The organism is Oceanobacillus kimchii X50, from assembly GCF_000340475.1.
In the GTDB taxonomy this organism is placed as follows: domain Bacteria; phylum Bacillota; class Bacilli; order Bacillales; family Amphibacillaceae; genus Oceanobacillus; species Oceanobacillus kimchii.
The window spans coordinates 3,688,971-3,707,150 of record NZ_CM001792.1 but is presented as its reverse complement, the minus strand read 5'-3'; the positions used below and the strand labels follow the sequence as shown (position 1 = coordinate 3,707,150).

Annotated in this window: 15 protein-coding genes and 1 pseudogene; 13 read left to right on the top strand and 3 right to left on the bottom strand. The window is 36.2% G+C overall.

Going from position 1 to position 18,180, the window contains the following annotated elements; translation table 11 throughout:
* Positions 1 to 34: 34 nt before the first annotated feature.
* The 12 genes from C794_RS18800 to C794_RS18745 all read left to right on the top strand — a co-directional run bounded on the left by C794_RS18800 (position 35) and on the right by C794_RS18745 (position 13,406).
* Entirely contained in the window at positions 35 to 457 is a 423-nt protein-coding gene (locus tag C794_RS18800) for a MarR family winged helix-turn-helix transcriptional regulator (RefSeq protein WP_017798725.1), read from the top strand.
* 238 nt (positions 458 to 695) lie between these two features.
* Positions 696 to 1,259: a DUF2812 domain-containing protein gene (locus C794_RS18795; protein ID WP_017798724.1), complete on the top strand. Its 564-nt coding sequence runs from the start codon at positions 696 to 698 to the stop codon at positions 1,257 to 1,259.
* Positions 1,260 to 1,603: 344 nt separating this feature from the next.
* Complete coding sequence (locus C794_RS18790) at positions 1,604 to 2,803, top strand: quaternary amine ABC transporter ATP-binding protein (RefSeq protein ID WP_017798723.1); 1,200 nt, start codon at positions 1,604 to 1,606, stop codon at positions 2,801 to 2,803.
* A complete protein-coding gene (locus tag C794_RS18785) occupies positions 2,796 to 3,656 on the top strand; it encodes an ABC transporter permease (RefSeq protein ID WP_017798722.1) in 861 nt (286 codons plus the stop codon). The genes C794_RS18790 and C794_RS18785 overlap by 8 nt, the downstream gene beginning before the upstream one ends.
* A gap of 80 nt (positions 3,657 to 3,736) precedes the next feature.
* Positions 3,737 to 4,630, top strand: coding sequence for a glycine betaine ABC transporter substrate-binding protein (locus tag C794_RS18780; protein ID WP_017798721.1), 894 nt, complete (start codon positions 3,737 to 3,739; stop codon positions 4,628 to 4,630).
* A gap of 306 nt (positions 4,631 to 4,936) precedes the next feature.
* Complete coding sequence (locus tag C794_RS18775) at positions 4,937 to 6,226, top strand: adenylosuccinate synthase (RefSeq protein WP_017798720.1); 1,290 nt, start codon at positions 4,937 to 4,939, stop codon at positions 6,224 to 6,226.
* Between the two features lie 316 nt (positions 6,227 to 6,542).
* Positions 6,543 to 7,244, top strand: coding sequence for a response regulator YycF (yycF, locus tag C794_RS18770; RefSeq protein ID WP_011067850.1), 702 nt, complete (start codon positions 6,543 to 6,545; stop codon positions 7,242 to 7,244).
* A 6-nt stretch (positions 7,245 to 7,250) separates the two neighbouring features.
* A complete protein-coding gene (gene walK, locus C794_RS18765; protein WP_017798719.1) occupies positions 7,251 to 9,089 on the top strand; it encodes a cell wall metabolism sensor histidine kinase WalK in 1,839 nt (612 codons plus the stop codon).
* On the top strand, positions 9,086 to 10,390 hold the full coding sequence (gene yycH / locus C794_RS18760; RefSeq protein WP_017798718.1) for a two-component system activity regulator YycH: 1,305 nt from the start codon (positions 9,086 to 9,088) through the stop codon (positions 10,388 to 10,390). Before walK ends, yycH begins: the two co-directional genes overlap by 4 nt.
* A 2-nt stretch (positions 10,391 to 10,392) precedes the next feature.
* Entirely contained in the window at positions 10,393 to 11,337 is a 945-nt protein-coding gene (locus C794_RS18755) for a two-component system regulatory protein YycI (protein WP_017798717.1), read from the top strand.
* Entirely contained in the window at positions 11,334 to 12,119 is a 786-nt protein-coding gene (locus C794_RS18750) for an MBL fold metallo-hydrolase (RefSeq protein WP_017798716.1), read from the top strand. The genes C794_RS18755 and C794_RS18750 overlap by 4 nt, the downstream gene beginning before the upstream one ends.
* Before the next feature lie 84 nt (positions 12,120 to 12,203).
* Positions 12,204 to 13,406: a S1C family serine protease gene (locus tag C794_RS18745; protein ID WP_017798715.1), complete on the top strand. Its 1,203-nt coding sequence runs from the start codon at positions 12,204 to 12,206 to the stop codon at positions 13,404 to 13,406.
* Positions 13,407 to 13,746: 340 nt separating this feature from the next.
* Here the strand turns inward: C794_RS18745 and C794_RS21310 are convergent, their stop codons facing one another.
* The 3 genes and pseudogenes from C794_RS21310 to C794_RS20065 all read right to left on the bottom strand — a co-directional run bounded on the left by C794_RS21310 (position 13,747) and on the right by C794_RS20065 (position 16,052).
* Positions 13,747 to 13,965 (bottom strand): hypothetical protein, encoded by a 219-nt coding sequence (locus C794_RS21310; protein ID WP_017798714.1) that lies wholly within the window; start codon positions 13,963 to 13,965, stop codon positions 13,747 to 13,749.
* A gap of 322 nt (positions 13,966 to 14,287) precedes the next feature.
* Positions 14,288 to 14,656 carry a DoxX family protein gene (locus C794_RS18735; RefSeq protein WP_017798713.1) on the bottom strand — a complete coding sequence of 123 codons (369 nt, stop codon included), beginning with the start codon at positions 14,654 to 14,656 and terminating at the stop codon, positions 14,288 to 14,290.
* Between the two features lie 159 nt (positions 14,657 to 14,815).
* A pseudogene (locus tag C794_RS20065) lies at positions 14,816 to 16,052 on the bottom strand (allantoate amidohydrolase).
* Positions 16,053 to 16,268: 216 nt separating this feature from the next.
* Between C794_RS20065 and C794_RS18725 the strand changes: the two are divergent.
* Entirely contained in the window at positions 16,269 to 17,987 is a 1,719-nt protein-coding gene (locus C794_RS18725; protein WP_017798712.1) for an ABC transporter ATP-binding protein, read from the top strand.
* Positions 17,988 to 18,180 lie beyond the last annotated feature (193 nt).

Here is an 18,180-nt window from a genome sequence, read left to right as displayed (position 1 = left end):
TGAACTTGTTATAATAAGTTTAGGAGTGATAATAATGTCCAAAGATATATTAAAATTAGATAATCAAATATGTTTTCCTCTATATGCTGCGACTCGGGAAATGACAAAACGCTACCGTCCATTGTTAGAAGAGTTAAACGTTACTTACCCGCAATATATAGTTTTACTTGTTCTATGGGAAACAGACCGGATCTCAGTAAAAGCATTAGGTGAAAGGCTTTTTTTGGATTCAGGTACACTTACTCCAATGCTGAAGCGAATGGAAGAACACGGCTTCATACAACGAATCCGATCAAAAGAAGATGAACGTATTGTAGAAGTCGTCTTAACTAAGCAAGGAAAACAAGCAGAAAAACAAGCAGAAAAGATTCCATTAAAATTTATTGAACAGACTAATTTAAACGAAACAGAAGCAATGCAACTAAAACAAATATTATTTAAAATGCTTGGTAATTAGCAAAGGCCATAATAAGTACTCGAAATGGATATTTGCAATTGCTAGTGTTTGTTATGTTATGAACAGAAGGAAGCCTAGATATCGAGGAATGGTATCTGGGCTTTTTACGCAATCATACATAATCATTATAAAATAACTTAAAATCTTAAAAATCCTAGCCAGAAAGTATAATAATAGGGTATAGGAAACTATAAAGGCATATATTTAAAAAACTACGATTGATAGAGAGGTTGTTGAAATGATAAACAAATGGAAAGAAATGATGAAGGGTCTAAAATTTATAGTAAGTAATCCATTTATTTTTGCTGAGAAGAGAAGTGTCGACAAATTTGAAGAATTAGCAGAAGAAGGCTGGCAAATAAAGAAAATATGGTTGGGTGGATTTATGTACATATTAGAAGAAGTAGAGCCTAAATCAATTAGTTATTATTTCGATTCCCAACCAAATCCTACAGAACAATATTATCGTGTATTTTACAATGCAGGATGGAAGTTAGTGGATACTTCAAATAGTTTGCACTTATTTTTTGCTCCTGCTGGAACAACACTACTAGAAAGAAATTCAGAAAAATTACAAACGCGTTTTCGTAGCGAAAGTTCTTATTTCGGAAAATATAGTATTGGTATCTTTATTGCCATACTTTTTGTATTTTTAGGATGGGTATTTATTGAATGGAATATAGTAAGAAATCTACTTATTGGTGTTCTTAGTATTTTAATTATCGGGTTTTCGGTGACTTTTACACCATATGCAATCTATAAATGGCGAATTCAAAAATTACGGAATAATGATAGAAATTAATAGAATATAACAAAATTACAATTTGATGATAAAATTAGGTTTCAGATTTCAAATGAAGTGAAGTATTTAAGAGTATATGGACGATATAATATGAATTGTCTTTATTAAGTTAAAGAAAGATTTAATTTTAAAACAATAGTGTGAAAGACGAGCTTTTATTGTATTTGTTTGAAAATTATATTTTGTATATAATAGCGTAAGTGCGTTCATAAAGGGACGGTTTAACCACACCGAAACGAAAAATAAATGAGTCCAAAAGATTCATTTATTTTTATTTATTACACATATGATCGTTTAGTATTATGCAAATCTACCCAAAAATCAAAAGAAATAGAGGTGAAACAATGCCAGTAGTTGAAACAAAAAATCTATCTAAAATTTTTGGAAAAAATACAAAGCAGTCTATAAAACTGCTTGATCAAGGATTAACGAAAGAAGAGATCCTTAAGAAAACTGGCAACACGGTTGGTGTAAACCGTGCAAGCTTCTCTGTAGAAGAGGGAGAAATATTTGTTATTATGGGTCTTTCCGGTAGTGGTAAGTCCACATTAGTTCGTTTATTGAATCGTTTAATCGAGCCAAGTGAGGGTTCTATTCTTATCGAAGGGCAAGACTTAGCAAAAATGGATAAGAAAGAACTTCGCCAAGTTCGTCGAGAAAAACTAGGAATGGTTTTCCAGCAATTTGCATTATTCCCGCATCGTACAATCTTGCAAAATGCAGAATTTGGCTTAGAAGTACAAAAGATAGATAAAAATGAGCGGCATAAACGTGCTGAAGAAGCATTGAAATTAGTAGGGTTAGGTGATTATATTCATCAAAAACCAAGCCAATTATCTGGTGGTATGCAGCAACGTGTTGGGCTGGCGCGTGCACTTGCCAATGATCCGAAAGTACTTCTTATGGACGAAGCTTTTTCTGCACTTGATCCGTTGATTCGTAAAGAGATGCAGGATGAATTAATTGATTTACAATCATCAATGAAGAAAACAATTATCTTTATCACGCATGATTTAGATGAAGCATTACGCTTAGGAGATAGAATTGCATTAATGAAAGATGGTGCAATTGTTCAAATTGGTTCTCCAGAAGAAATTTTAATGAATCCTGCGAATGATTATGTAGAAAAATTCGTAGAAGATGTAGACCGTTCTAAGATTCTAACTGCACATCATATTATGAAACGCCCAGAAACGATAAATATAGAGAAGCATGGTCCGCGTGCCGCCCTTGAAAGAATGCGAAAAGAAGGTATTTCGAGCATTCTCGTTGTAGACGGGAAGCGCCACTTGAAAGGGTATGTAACTGCAGATGATGCATCAGCAGCAAGAAAACAAGAAAGCAATACTATCGAAGACATTCTAAAAACAGATATCTTAAAAGTAAGTCCAGATACTGCTATGCAGGAAATTTTCTCAATGATTTATGATTCGCCTATTCCATTAGCAGTGGTAAGTGAGGATGATCGTTTAGAAGGTATTATCGTTCGTGGGGCTGTGCTTGCCGCTCTTGCTGGAGATGGAGAGGTGAATACAGATGAGTAATGAAAGCATGCTTGATGTTGTACCGCAGATTCCATTAGCACAATGGACAGAAAATGCAACAAAATGGATTCAAGAGAAATTTGCATTTGTCTTTGAACCATTAAAGACGTATTTTGGCGATTTTATGGATTATGTATCTGGAGATTTACTTGTAGAAATTCCACCAGTACTATTTATTCTCATTGTTGCGGTAATAGCATTTTTTGTATCAGGTAAGAAATTTGGTTTAGCAGCATTCTCCATTGTTGGTCTTTGGTTTGTATATAACCAAGGTTTATGGGATGCGCTAATGTCCACCGTAACACTTGTATTATTAGCAAGTTTACTATCGGTTATCGTAGGTGTTCCAATTGGAATACTCATGTCGAAAAGTAAGATTGCGAACACAATATTCACGCCAATTCTAGACTTTATGCAGACGATGCCAGCATTCGTATATTTAATTCCTGCAGTAGCATTCTTCGGTATTGGCATGGTTCCTGGTGTGTTTGCATCACTTATATTTGCAACGCCACCTACCGTTCGTTTTACGAATTTAGGTATTCGTCAAGTGTCGAAGGATCTTGTGGAAGCATCGGATTCATTTGGTAGTACGGGAGCTCAAAAACTATTTAAGGTTGAGTTACCGATGGCGAGATCGACAATTATGGCTGGGATTAATCAGACAGTAATGTTAGCACTATCCATGGTTGTAATTGCATCTATGATCGGTGCACCAGGGTTAGGAAGTCAAGTACTTTCTTCTCTACAACGTGCATCTGTAGGACCTGGTTTCGTAGCAGGGATTGGAATTGTTATCTTAGCAATTATTATTGATCGCATTACGCAAAATATGAACAAAGATAAAGAGTAATTTTGTGGGTCACCTCTCTTCATGTACTTCATGAGGAGAGTCTATATAAACTAATCTATACTAATAAAAGGAGCGATTTTATGGCTACATGGAACTTAAAACGTGCAGGTCTAATTTCAGGACTAGCATTATCATTATTTGCTGCAGGTTGCGGAAGTGACGATAGTGGAGATGGTGAAGGAGATTCAGCTGGAGAAGATAGTAAAGAAATTGAACTAGCATACGTAGAATGGGATACGGAAGTAGCATCAACACACGTGATTGGTAAAGTTTTAGAAGATTTAGGTTATGATGTAACATTAACTGCTTTAGATAATGCAATTATGTGGGAAGCTGTAGCAAATGGGGAAGCTGACGGAATGGTAGCAGCATGGTTACCAAACACTCATGCTGAGCAGTATGAAGCTTACGGTGATCAAGTTGAAAGTCTTGGTGTAAACCTAGAGGGAGCAAAAATTGGATTAGTTGTTCCAGAATATATGGATGTTAACTCCATTGAAGACCTTTCTGATGAAGCTGGGCAAACGATCACTGGTATTGAGCCAGGTGCAGGTGTTGTTGCCGCATCAGAAGACGCTGTAGAAACATATGATAACCTAGATGGATGGTCTGTTCAAACTTCTTCTAGTGGTGCTATGGCTACTGAACTAGGTAGTGCAATTAATAATGAAGAAGATATTATTGTAACAGGGTGGTCTCCGCATTGGAAATTCCAAGCATATGACTTAAAGTATCTGGAAGATCCAGAAGGTGTATTTGGTGATGCTGAAACGATTGAAACGATGGTTCGTGAAGGTCTAGAAGAAGACATGCCAGAAGCATACACAGTACTTGATAACTTCCAATGGGACACTGCTGCTATGGAAGAAGTAATGCTTGAAATCAGTGAAGGCGCAGATCCAAAACAAGCAGCTGCTGATTGGGTAGAAGCTAACCAAGATAAAGTTGACGAATGGACAAAAGATGTAGAGTAATTAAAATAATTTCTGTTCTTGAATCAGTTAAAAGGTTTCTATTATCAATACGGTGATAGGAACCTTTTTTAATTATAAAATATATAGGATGTTCCGTACATTAACTGATTATAACGATAAAATGTTCGTATTTTACATTGACTATTTAGATTCGTATTGATAGAATGACTAATGGTTAGAATAAAAGACAAATAATTTATCGTAGTGAAGTAACTTTCGTAAATTCATTATAATGATCAATTTTACGGATGCTATGGTTGCTATGAAAAGTAAGTATATTATTAAAATTCATTATGGAGGTGCACTATGTCTTCAGTAGTTGTTGTGGGTACCCAATGGGGAGATGAAGGGAAAGGTAAGATTACAGACTTTCTTTCTCAAAATGCAGAAGTAGTTGCAAGATATCAAGGTGGTAATAATGCTGGACATACAATTAAATTTGATGATGTGACGTATAAATTACATTTGATTCCATCTGGTATTTTCTTTGATGATAAGATTTGTGTATTAGGTAATGGAATGGTAATTGATCCGAAGGCGTTTGTTGAAGAGGTTGCATATCTTCATGAACGTAATGTATCAACTGATAATCTTCGTATAAGCAATCGTGCACATGTTATCCTTCCATATCATTTGAAACTGGATATTCTTCAAGAAGAAGAAAAAGGTGCAAATAAAATTGGAACAACGAAAAAAGGAATCGGCCCTGCATATATGGACAAAGCCGCACGTGTTGGAATTCGTGTAGCGGATTTAATGGATAAAGATGCTTTTCGTGAAAAGCTGGAACAGAATTTAAGAGAAAAGAATCGTTTATTTGAAAAAGTATATGAAGCGGATCCTATTCAAGTAGAAGATATTTTAGAAGAATATTATGAGTATGGCCAGAAGATGGCACCTTATGTTACTGATACTTCTGTTGTATTAAATGATGCCATTGATGAAGGTAAACGAGTGTTGTTTGAAGGTGCACAAGGCGTTATGCTAGATATTGACCAAGGAACGTATCCGTTTGTTACTTCCTCCAACCCAATTGCGGGAGGAGTAACAATTGGATCTGGGGTAGGACCTACGAAAATTAATCATGTTGTTGGCGTATCCAAAGCATATACAACTCGTGTAGGTGACGGACCTTTCCCAACAGAGCTTCATGATGAAATCGGGAATCAAATTCGTGAAGTTGGACGTGAATATGGAACTACTACGGGGCGCGCTCGCCGCGTTGGTTGGTTTGATAGTGTTGTTGTTCGCCATGCTCGCCGAGTAAGTGGTATAACTGATTTATCCTTAAACTCTATTGATGTATTAACTGGTATTGAAACATTGAAAATTTGTGTTGCCTATCGTTATAAAGGGGAAATTATGAAAGAATTCCCAGCGAGCTTAAAAGTACTTGCAGAATGTGAACCAGTGTATGAAGAAATGCCAGGCTGGCAAGAAGACATTACAGGAGCGAAGAGCTTAGACGACCTACCAGAGAATGCTCGTCATTATTTAGAGAGAGTTTCACAATTAACAGAGATTCCGTTATCGATTTTCTCTGTTGGCCCAGATCGTTCTCAAACAAATGTTGTACGTAGTGTGTATCGTCCATAATAAAATAAAAAAAAGCTGTAACTAAGTTATAAAAGAAGCAAAAGCCAATAAAACTTGATTGGCTTTTGCTTCTTTTGGTTTATACTATTGAGTTGTTACACGTGAAACACTGTGTTACGTTAACTGGGTGTAGAAGTTTAAAATAAAGTACAAATAAGTAAATTATATGAACAATTAATGGATGATCTTGGTAAGAAAAAAGAGCGTCATTTTTTAAAAGGCAAATTATTATTCAGTGTACAAGACATTAATGTCATTTTGCGTTAAAATAGAAGAAAAGTTTGTGTAACTTTTGGATGAAAAGGATGTGGCTAAAATGAGTCAAAAAATACTAGTAGTAGATGATGAGCAGCCAATTGCAGATATATTACAATTTAACTTAGAAAAAGAGGGCTACCAAGTTGTCGTAGCAAATGATGGAGATACAGCGATAGAATTAGCAGAAAGTGAAAAACCGAACCTAATTCTTTTAGATATTATGCTTCCGGGGAAAGACGGAAATGAAGTTTTAAGAGAAGTAAGGAAAACACAAAATATTCCTGTAATCATGCTTACAGCAAAAGATGCAGAAATCGATAAAGTCTTAGGACTGGAGCTTGGTGCAGATGACTATGTAACAAAGCCATTTAGCAACCGAGAACTTATTGCGCGTGTTAAGGCGAATTTACGTCGTGAACAAGTACCAGATGAAACGGTGAAAACAACGAAAGATATTGTTATTGGGGATCTTATCGTACACCCTGATGCATATGTCGTGTCGCGAAAAGGAGAAGAAATTGAACTTACACATCGTGAGTTTGAGCTTCTACACTATCTGGCGCGTCATATAGGACAAGTAATGACAAGAGAACATCTATTAGAAACAGTATGGGGATATGATTATTTCGGTGATGTACGTACAGTAGATGTAACCGTTCGTCGCCTTCGTGAAAAAATTGAAGAGAACCCAAGTAATCCTTTATGGATTGTAACCCGAAGAGGTGTGGGTTATTATTTACGTAATCCTGAGCAGGAGTAGTTGTATATGAATAAAGTAGGATTCTTTCGATCGATACAGTTAAAATTTATAATTATTTATATATTACTCTTGATTATAGCTGTGCAAGTGATAGGATCCTTCTTTACGGATCGCTTAAATGATGAATTAACAAGAAATTTCAAGACATCGGCTAGCGAACGTGTAGAAATGCTCAGTCATAATTTAGAGCAAGCGTTTGCTAGAGATCGATCTGAGGAAAGTGGAACCATAGAGTCTTTAGAAGAAGAGATTACACGAATTATTAATGATATAAATAGAGGAAATGCTTCAACAACAATCAATGTTGTTGATAATCAGAGTAGAGTAAGGGGTACCAATGTATTGGATGACCAAAATCAAATTGGTCAAAAATTGAACAATTCAATGGTGCGTGATGCCTTACTTTTTAATTCTACGGACGATGGTACGTTTTATGATGATGAAACAGATAGCAGGGTCTATGTATATGTCAAGCCCATTTTGGGTGATGACGACATGGCTGTTGGGGCTGTGTTTTATAAGTCTTCTTTAGAAGAAGTATATGGCCAAATCGAGGATATAAATAATATCTTCCTCCAAGGTTCCATTCTTGCAATTACGATTTCGGCTATTATTGGGATTTTGGTAGCACGTACTATCACAAAACCAATCATGGAGATGCGTGAACAAGCTATAATCATGGCAAATGGAGATTTCACACAGAAGGTAAATGTATATGGTAGAGATGAAATCGGGCAACTAGCTGAGACGTTTAATGATCTCAATAGTAGGCTGAAGCATTCTTATGCCACCATTGAAGAAGAAAGGCGAAAGCTCAGTTCGATACTTGCCAATATGTCGGATGGTGTCATTGCTACAGATAACGATGGTTCTGTTACATTAATGAATGATGCAGCGGCTAAATTAATTGGTGAGAATCCAGAAGATTTAATAGGAGATTCTGTTATTGATGTCTTACACTTAGAAGGAAATGAAATTGATCTAAGTGAATTACATAATAATGGTTCCATGATCATTGATTTTAGTAATGAGGATACACCATTCCTTATTCGCGCCAATTTTACAACAGTGGTCGATGAAGAAGAAGAGATTACTGGATTTATTACTGTTATAAGTGATGTTACCGAACAACAGAAAATGGAACAAGAACGTCGTGATTTTGTTTCCAATGTATCACATGAGCTCAGAACACCTTTAACCACAATGAAGAGCTACTTAGAAGCATTGTCGGATGGTGCTTGGGAAAACAAAGAAATTGCACCGCGCTTTTTAGATGTGACCCAAACAGAAACCAATCGAATGATTCGTATGGTTAATGATTTATTACAACTGTCTAAGATGGATTCGGATGAACTTCCAATGCATAAGCAACGGGAAGAATTTACAAGCTATCTATACCAAGTATTAGATCGCTATGAAATGAATATTCCAGAATCCATTCATATGGAAAAAATAATACCGAATACGAAAGCCTATGTTTGGATGGATCGGGACAAGATTACACAAGTAATGGATAATGTCATAACCAATGCAATTAAATATTCTCCAGATGGCGGAAAAATCAGAGTTAAATTAGATATTAGACGCCATTATTTATTAATAAGTGTACAAGATCAAGGAATGGGAATTGCTTACGATAAATTAGATAAAATATTTGAAAGGTTTTATCGTGTGGATAAAGCAAGAAACCGAAAACTTGGAGGTACCGGTTTAGGACTAGCAATTACAAAAGAATTGGTTGAAGCACATCATGGTCAGATATGGGCTCAAAGTAGTGAAGGTAAAGGAACAACAATTTTATTTACATTACCACTGATGAGCTCGAAGCGGGGGGATGTCAGATGAAACTAGAGACAGCTAAATCATTACTTTTAGTCGTGTTAATTGGGACAAGTATGATTCTGACGTTCGGTATGTGGAATTATCAAGCTGACTATGATCCTTTGAATGAACGATCCGTAGAAGGAACTTTAAGTGGAGCAGAAAAGTCTGTAGATGAAATTGTCGTGCCATCTGAAATTTTATTTAAACAAGAGGGAAATTATTATACGCATGCTAACCCTAGTTTGAAGGAACAATTCTATGATCGTTTGCAGGATTTACCCTTAACAGAAATGGAAAGATTACCAGTAGAAGAAGAAAGAACAGCATCTAACTATGAAATCGAAGTTATTTTTCCACAAGAAGTTCCATTCTTATTATTTGATCGTATTTTGCAATTTGAAGATGAGGCAATACCATATCCTACATTTTCTATAGATCGATTTTATATTACCTTTGAACCGAATTCGAAGTCATTAGAATTCGAATTTATTTCCATTGATGGACGTGAAAAGGTGAAAGCGGAAGTAACGAGTACATCGAGATATCAAGAGGTATGGGATGAGATGCATAAATTGCAATCAGAAGATTATCAAGCGATGACGTTAGTAGAGGGCTCAGAAAACGATATTTATATTCCAAGAGAAGTACCAGCGATGCAACCATTGTCGATCTTTTTTACACAGATGGACAAATCCGTACTTCAAGAAATGTTATTTGAGAATACTTCTGGTATAAGAGGATCTGCGACTCCGGGGAATGGCTACTTATATGCGACGGATGTGCGACAATTGACGATTGAACGCAATGTAATGGAATATATATATTTATATTTAGAACAATCGGAACCAATGTCGGAATTGAATTTAATTGAAGGTAGTATACAGAATATTAATGGACATTCTGGTTTTACCGAGGACTTCCGGTTAATGAACATTGATAATGAAACAATTACGTATCAAATGTATTATGAGGGATATCCTGTATTTCAAGGTTCCTCACCAGACATCTCAACGATAAAACAAAAGCATAGTAATCAACACTTATTAGAGTATAAACGTCCGGCTATTTATCTCGATACGACTGATATTATTACCAAAACAAAAAAAGAAATGCGTAGTGGAGAAGATATAATAGAAGATTTAGCGAATTCAAAAATTAATATGGATAACATTAAAGATTTAAAAGTAGGTTATAAGATTCAAGTGGAAACAGATGATAACGGGGACTATGTATCAATGGAACCAGAGTGGTTTATGAAAGTAAATAATAGTTGGTCGGCCGTACCGTATGAGCCTGGTGATGCGGCTAGAGGAGGGGATTGAGGATGCAATGGTCTCACATTAAAACACTTTTTATTCTCAGTTTCCTTGTCTTAAATGTTTATTTGCTTTTTCAATTCGTTCAACGTCAAGACCAGTATGATCTACCATCTTTAAGCAACGATGATCAGACGGTAGATGAACAATTGGAATCAGAGAATATTCAAATTAATAATGCTATTATAAATAGAGAAGTGCCTGATTTAAGTTATTTATCTGTGGCTAAGCGTCTATTTAAATCAAGTGAAGTAGAAGAATTAAATAATATAGATGGATTAGAAGCGACTACAAGTATAGATAATACACTTCTCTTTGCACAATTTGAAGAGCCTATTGAGATGCCAAAAGAAGGTACGGAAAGAGAAATGCTTCAAAGTATCATTGCTCCTTACGTCATTCAGGCTGGTCAGTATACTTATGGTACATGGAATAAAGACTTAAATATTATCGCTTTCTTTCAAACAAAAGAAGGGGCACCAGTATTCCTTAACCAACAAGCTATACTACTCTTTTATTTAAATGATGATAACGAGATCACACATTATACGCAGACCATGCTTGGGGATTCAAATAAACAGGGAGATAGATCTATTGTGTCTCCGAAAACAGCTATTAGCTATTTGTTGCGGAGTAATAATGGTTACCTCAGACAAGATCAGGAAGTCAGCGATATTGCCATTGGGTATTACTCTCGTATTGAACCTGAAGATGGTGGAGAAATTGTCTTTGCACCAACTTGGAAAGTAACAATCGATGACACGGTCGATTATTTTGTTAATGGTTTCGAAGGGATCATTTATCCAGGGTACTATACGCAATTTTTTACAGATACCATTAACGAAAATATTTTAGTACAAGCAAGACGATTAGATGAAGAAAACGAAATTAGAGAAAACATCATACAACTGATGGAAGGAAAGCTGGAAGAAATCGGGAGTGAAGATGAATGACCCTACGTTTTAGTGTACTAGCTTCAGGCAGTACAGGGAACGCGTTTTATATAGAAACAGAGCAACAAAAGATGCTCGTTGATGCAGGATTAAGTGGTAAAAAGATAGACGAGTTGTTTCAAAGCATTCAGGTAGATCCGAAACAATTAGATGGCATTCTTGTGACACACGAGCATAGTGATCATATTAAGGGATTAGGAATTATAGCACGTAAATACCAACTACCAATCTATGCAAATGAAAAAACATGGCATGCGATGGATCAATCGATAGGTAAAATTCCACTTGATCAGAAATTTACCTTTGATTTGGAGTCTGTTCGCAGTTTCGGAGATTTGGAGGTGGAGTCGTTTGGTGTATCCCATGATGCTGCGGAACCGATGTTTTATACATTCCGGCATGATGGGAAAAAAGTAGCGCTTGTTACAGATTTAGGGTATGTATCGGAGCGAATTAAAAAAACTGTGGAAGATGCCGATGCATATATATTTGAAGCAAATCATGATGTAGGTATGCTTCGCATGGGGCCGTATCCGTGGAGTGTTAAAAGACGAATTCTTGGAGATTCAGGTCACGTATCAAATGAAGATTGTGGTCTTGCACTAACCGATATCATATCGAATCGTACGAAACGAATTTATTTAGCTCATTTAAGTATGGATAATAACATGAAAGATCTTGCTCAAATGTCGGTTAAACAAGTGTTAGATGAACGAGGAATTCAGGTGGATTTGCATCATACAGACCCAAGACTTGCAACACCACTTTATGAAGTTGGATAAGGTAGTGAATTGGGATTAAAAAGGTTTATGTTTTACGATCTTTAGGGAATACTTAGGTATAGAAACCGATAAGGAGATCGATATATGGGATATTATGACCAATCTTACAAAAAAAAGAAACGAAAAAGCACCTGGTTTATTCCATTATTAACAGGTATTGTACTTGGTGGGATAGTGATATTAGTTATTGTCCCAGACCTCTTTTTAAATCACGAAGATGGTCGAGATACTGATCAAGCGACTTCTACGGAAGAAAATAGTCCAGATGTAGAGCCTTCACCGAATGTTCAACCTTTACAAGTAGATGTATCCACACAATTGACTGATGTAGTTAGTGAAGTAACTCCAGCAGTGGTAGGTATAACAAATTTTCAGCGTGGCAATGATTTTTGGTCTCAGGAAGAAGGCGTTGAAGCAGGAACCGGTTCAGGTGTCATATACAAGCTTGAAGGGGATACAGCTTACGTTGTTACCAATCATCATGTGATCGAAGGAGCAGACACGGTTGAAGTGGTTATGCATGATGAAACACATATTGAAGCAGAGATTATCGGAAGCGACATATTTACGGATTTAGCAGTATTGAGAATGGATGGAGCGGGAGTAGATACAGTAATTGAAATGGGTACATCATCTACGATAAAAGTTGGTGAGCCAGCAATTGCTATTGGAAACCCACTTGGTTTATACCTTTCTAGTACAGTAACACAGGGTGTTATAAGTGGGAAGGAGCGTACCATTCCAATGGATTTTGATATGGATGGACGTGCAGATTGGCAAGCAGAAGTCATTCAAACAGATGCTGCAATTAATCCTGGTAATAGTGGAGGAGCACTTATAAATATTAATGGGCAATTAATTGGGATTAACTCAATGAAAATAAATGAAGACGCTGTGGAAGGCATAGGTTTTGCCATTCCTATTGATAGCGCGCTTCCTGTCATTGAAGAGCTTGAAGAAACAGGAGAAGTAACACGTCCATATTTAGGAGTAGAAATCTATTCCTTAGATGAACTTCCGCAATATGAGTGGAGAAATTCATTAAATCTACCTCATGAAGTTACCGGTGGAGTATATGTATGGACAGTGGAACGATTGTCTCCTGCAGATAAAGCAGGCTTACAAGAATTAGATGTCATCGTCGAAATGGATGGAGAGCCAATTCATAACATGATTGACTTGAGAAAAATATTATATCAAGAAAAAGAAATTGGCGATGAAGTAGATCTAACATTTTATCGAGATGGTCGTCAAATGAACACGACCATTACTTTGGGAAGTCAATGATGTAGTGAAACTTCTTCTATGTGAGGATTTCGCTCCGTTAGGGATATAAAACAATTAATTTGAAACATAAATAATGTAAAATAGGCGCTTACCCGTGGGAACTATTTGAAGCAATGGAAATATGATCTTTCCAGAGAATCTTCAATAAGTTGTCCATCAGGAGGCGCCTTTTTCTGTGGATAATCTGTGGATAAATTCATTTCACTGCTAGTTGTGTCAAAAATTGGTCGGGATTTAGTGAAGAACTTTCAATAACGATAGCGGTTAATCCATTAGTGGTTGTTGTTTCATGCCATTCTCCTTTTTTCCAGAAAATAGCTTGTCCAGATTGAATAAGTGTTTAATCTGTATCTGAAGTTCGAACCCATCCATCTCCGTTGACAACAAGAAGCAGTTGGTCTACCGATGCTTGATGATAGCCAATGATACCATTGTTATCTAAATGCATGCAACCAATTCTCGTCTCGTGATTGGTCTGGAGGATTCTAGTCATAGTAAAAATAGAATCAAAATGGGTGATAAACTGACCATATTGTTGATTAAAACTATAAATTTTCAAACGGATGACTTCCTTTCAAAATAGGATAAGATTATTCTACGACATAGAAAGGAAAAATTCTTTTGTTTTTTGAGATGGATAAAAACCTTGATATAAACGAATTCAACTTATTTATCCACAGAAATTTAAACTTATTCACAAATCGGGGATAACTTTTAAGTGGAAATCTATATTTGGTGTAGAAAATATGTTCGGACACAAAATAACTACGAACATTTGTGCATATGTGAATAAAAATGTGGATAACTTAAAGTGATTTAGAGGATATAAACAGATTTTAACACTTACACAGATGTTTTCCACAAATGCATGTGCGTAAAATCTATATTTTTTTCCATTTGCCTACATGTTGCCAAAGCATTACTAGTAAAACCAATAAAACAATGTCCAAACGAGATGCAAATAAGAAAGATAATAATCCTTCTGTCCAGAGGATCGGAACTTTTGCAAAGAAAAGTGCGCCAATCATGATGAATATAAGTGGTGGGATAGCTAGATGAAGGTACATCCGGCCGACTAATAACATGCCTGCTAGAAATTCAACCATAGCGACGACAAAGAAAAGCGTTTCCGGAAAAGGAAGTGCTAATTCGTGGAACATCCCTCTTCTGGATGGATCAATTAGTTTTATTAGGCCAGATATAATAAATACATACCCCAATGCATAACAAATAAACTTATTCGGTAACATAAGCAAAACCTCCCTTCTTATATCACTGTATGCAAGGTTGTGGACAAACTTGCCAAGCAATTATGAAGAAAGTAAACATTATCGAATAAGTTTATTGTCACGAACGTTATTATTTAAGGTGAATGGCTGTTAACTTCTTCTCTATACCTAGTTGCTTCATTAATCATATTCCTCAACTTCCGTTAATTTCTTGACAGTTTCAAATAAAATTTCAACGGCTTTGGCAATATCTAGTGAGTCAGACCATTCTTCCGGGGTATGACTAACTCCTCCTTTACTTGGGACGAAAAGCATACCGACATCTGTTACTTCAGCTAAAACCATTGCGTCATGACCAGCTCCACTATTAATAGAACAATAAGGTATATCTAAAGTACTGCTACTTTTCTTTAGCAGGGAGATGATATCTCGATTCATTGCTTTTGGCTCCATATATAATTGCTGGCTAACCGTGATTTTTATCCCCTCCTTATTGTGGAAATTTACCAATTGGTTTAACTTACGAATTACATTCTGGATATGTTTTTCTTTTCCAGAACGGATATCTACTGTGAAGACAGTCTTACTCGGAATGACATTGGAACCATTCGGAAAAACATTTAGTTTTCCTGTAGTAGCAACTGTACCTTCGCCTTCTTCCTTAGCCAGGGAAGGAATTTCAGCAATGATCTGTGCTGCAGTCACTAAAGCATCTGAACGATGATCCATTGGTGTTGTACCAGCATGCCCTGCTCGGCCATCCACTGTAATTTCAAATTGAGTTAGACCGACAATGGTTTCTACTACACCGATTGGTATTTTTTTAGCTTCTAAAATAGGTCCTTGTTCAATGTGCAATTCTAGATATGCCTTAATTGTTTCTGGATCTCTCTTTTTTGAAAGTGAAGAATCGAGACCGATTTCTTTCATCGCTTCTAAGGTGGAGACACCGTTATGATCTATGAAGTTTTTAAAATCTTCTTCACTAAGTAAACCAGTCATTGCTCTTGAACCCATCAATCCTCCTCCAAATCTTGAACCTTCTTCTTCAATAAGAGCTATAACTTCCAATGGATATTTTGGTTTAAGGTTATTTTCATTAAATAATGCCACGACTTCTAGACCTGCTACTACTCCCGCAGGGCCATCAAAAGAACCACCATTTGGTACAGAATCAAAATGGGAACCAATCAGAATACTTGGAGCATCCTTTATAGTCCCTTCTAATTTGCCGAAAATGTTTCCAAAGCCATCTTCACGAACTTAAACCATATTCCAACATTTTATTTTTGATATATTCCCGTGCTTGCTTGTCTTCTTTACTATAAGTGAGCCTCGTTGTTCCTTGATCTGGTGTTGCTGTAAATTTACTAATGTTATCAATTTGTTCTTCAATTCGAGCTTGAAGGTTGTTCATGTCAATTCTCCTCCATTTTAATTAAGAAATACGACCAAGTTTGATGATATTAATGGTAATACTATTTGATTAATATGACAATTATAAATTTTTTTGTTAAACAAATTTGCCGAGCGATAAAGAATAAAGTATATATTGTCGAATAAGTATATTGTCACAGATTGAAATAGACTATATAATTTCATTTAGGTGTCTAAAAAAGGGGAGTGCACAGGAATGCTAAAATGGTTTTTTTCTTATTACAAGCCACATAAGCGCTTATTTATTATAGATTTTTCAGCTGCAGTATTTGTCGCATTGTTAGAGCTTGCCTTTCCAGTTGCTGTACAATGGTTTATTGATCGGCTATTGCCTGGAGAGGATTGGAATGCGGTTGTAACGGTAGCTATCCTGCTATTATTGGTTTATATCATAAGTACGTACTTACAATATGTTGTTGCTTATTTAGGGCATAAGCTTGGTATTAATATAGAAACGGATATGAGGAGAGATTTATTTTATCAAGTGCAGCGGCAATCATTCCGATTCTTTGATAATACAAAAACCGGACATATTATGAGTCGAATTACGAATGATTTATTTGATCTGGGCGAGCTTGCTCACCATGGACCAGAGGACTTCTTTATTTCGATTATGACGTTTATCGGCGCTTTCATCATTATGTTTACGATAAATCCATTATTGGCGATGATTATATTAATTTTAGTGCCAATATTAATCTTCTTGATTACATACGGGAATATTCGCATGAATAAAGCATGGAAGAAAATGTACGGTAATATTGCTGATGTGAATGCGAGGGTCGAAGATGCGGTATCAGGTGTACGCGTTGTACAATCGTTTACAAATGAAACTTTTGAAAAAGAACGGTTCCAAAAAGATAATGAAAAGTTCCGTCTAGCGAAAGTGGGCGCGTACAAGGTAATGGGAATTGTCCATTCTAATATCTACTTACTAATGCGTTTAATGACGTTAACCGTATTAGTAATAGGTGCGTGGTTAACGTACCAAGGGCAGCTGACTGCTGGGGAATTAGTTAGTTTTATTTTATTTGTCAATGTCTTAACAACACCAATCAACAAAATTACTGCTCTATTAGAATTATATCCAAAAGGAATGGCTGGATTTAAACGATTTACAGATCTAATGAAAGTAAATCCGGATGTACAAGATAAAGAAGATGCCGTGGAAGTTGATGAGTTAAAAGGTAATATACAATTTCAAGATGTAACGTTTGGTTATGAAGAATCCCATCGTGCTGTATTGAACAATATGAACTTCACCGTAAAACCAGGAGAAACAGTTGCTTTTGTTGGTCCGTCTGGTGCAGGGAAAACAACAATATCGGCACTGATTCCACGTTTTTATGATGTAACAGAGGGGTCCATTACCATTGATGGTATCGATATTCGAGATATGACCAAAGAATCGTTGCGTCGCCAAATCGGTGTTGTACAGCAAGACGTATTTCTATTCACTGGAACATTACGTGAAAATATCGCTTACGGTAAATTAGATGCGACTAATGAGGAAATCGAACTTGCTGCAAAACGTGCACATATGGAGGACTTTATTAATGAACTTCCGAATGGATATGAAACGCAAGTTGGAGAGCGGGGATTAAAATTATCAGGTGGTCAGAAACAGCGAATCGCCATAGCGCGTATGTTCTTGAAGAACCCGCCAATTTTAATTTTAGATGAGGCGACTTCAGCATTGGATACAGAGACAGAAATGATTATCCAAACAGCGTTGAATGAACTTGCCGAAAGTCGTACAACGATAGTAATTGCCCATCGTCTTGCAACAATTAAGGAAGCAGACCGTATAATGGTCGTTACCAAAAAGGGGATTGAAGAAGAAGGATCGCATGAAGACTTGCTACAAAAACGCGGATTATTTGCTCATTTACATGATGTACAAATGAAGAAATAAAAGAGGTTGTTCAAAAGTCCGCATCCTTCTTTTTGAACACGCACTAAAATAGAAAAATGTCGACGATATGTCGGCATTTTTTTCTGTAAACAGTTTTATTACTTGTCGATATTTCCCGGGGAATAAAAAATGATGTAGTTACCTTCTTCAACATATTTTTCTGAGGATGAGAAATGCTATAAATGAATGTAAT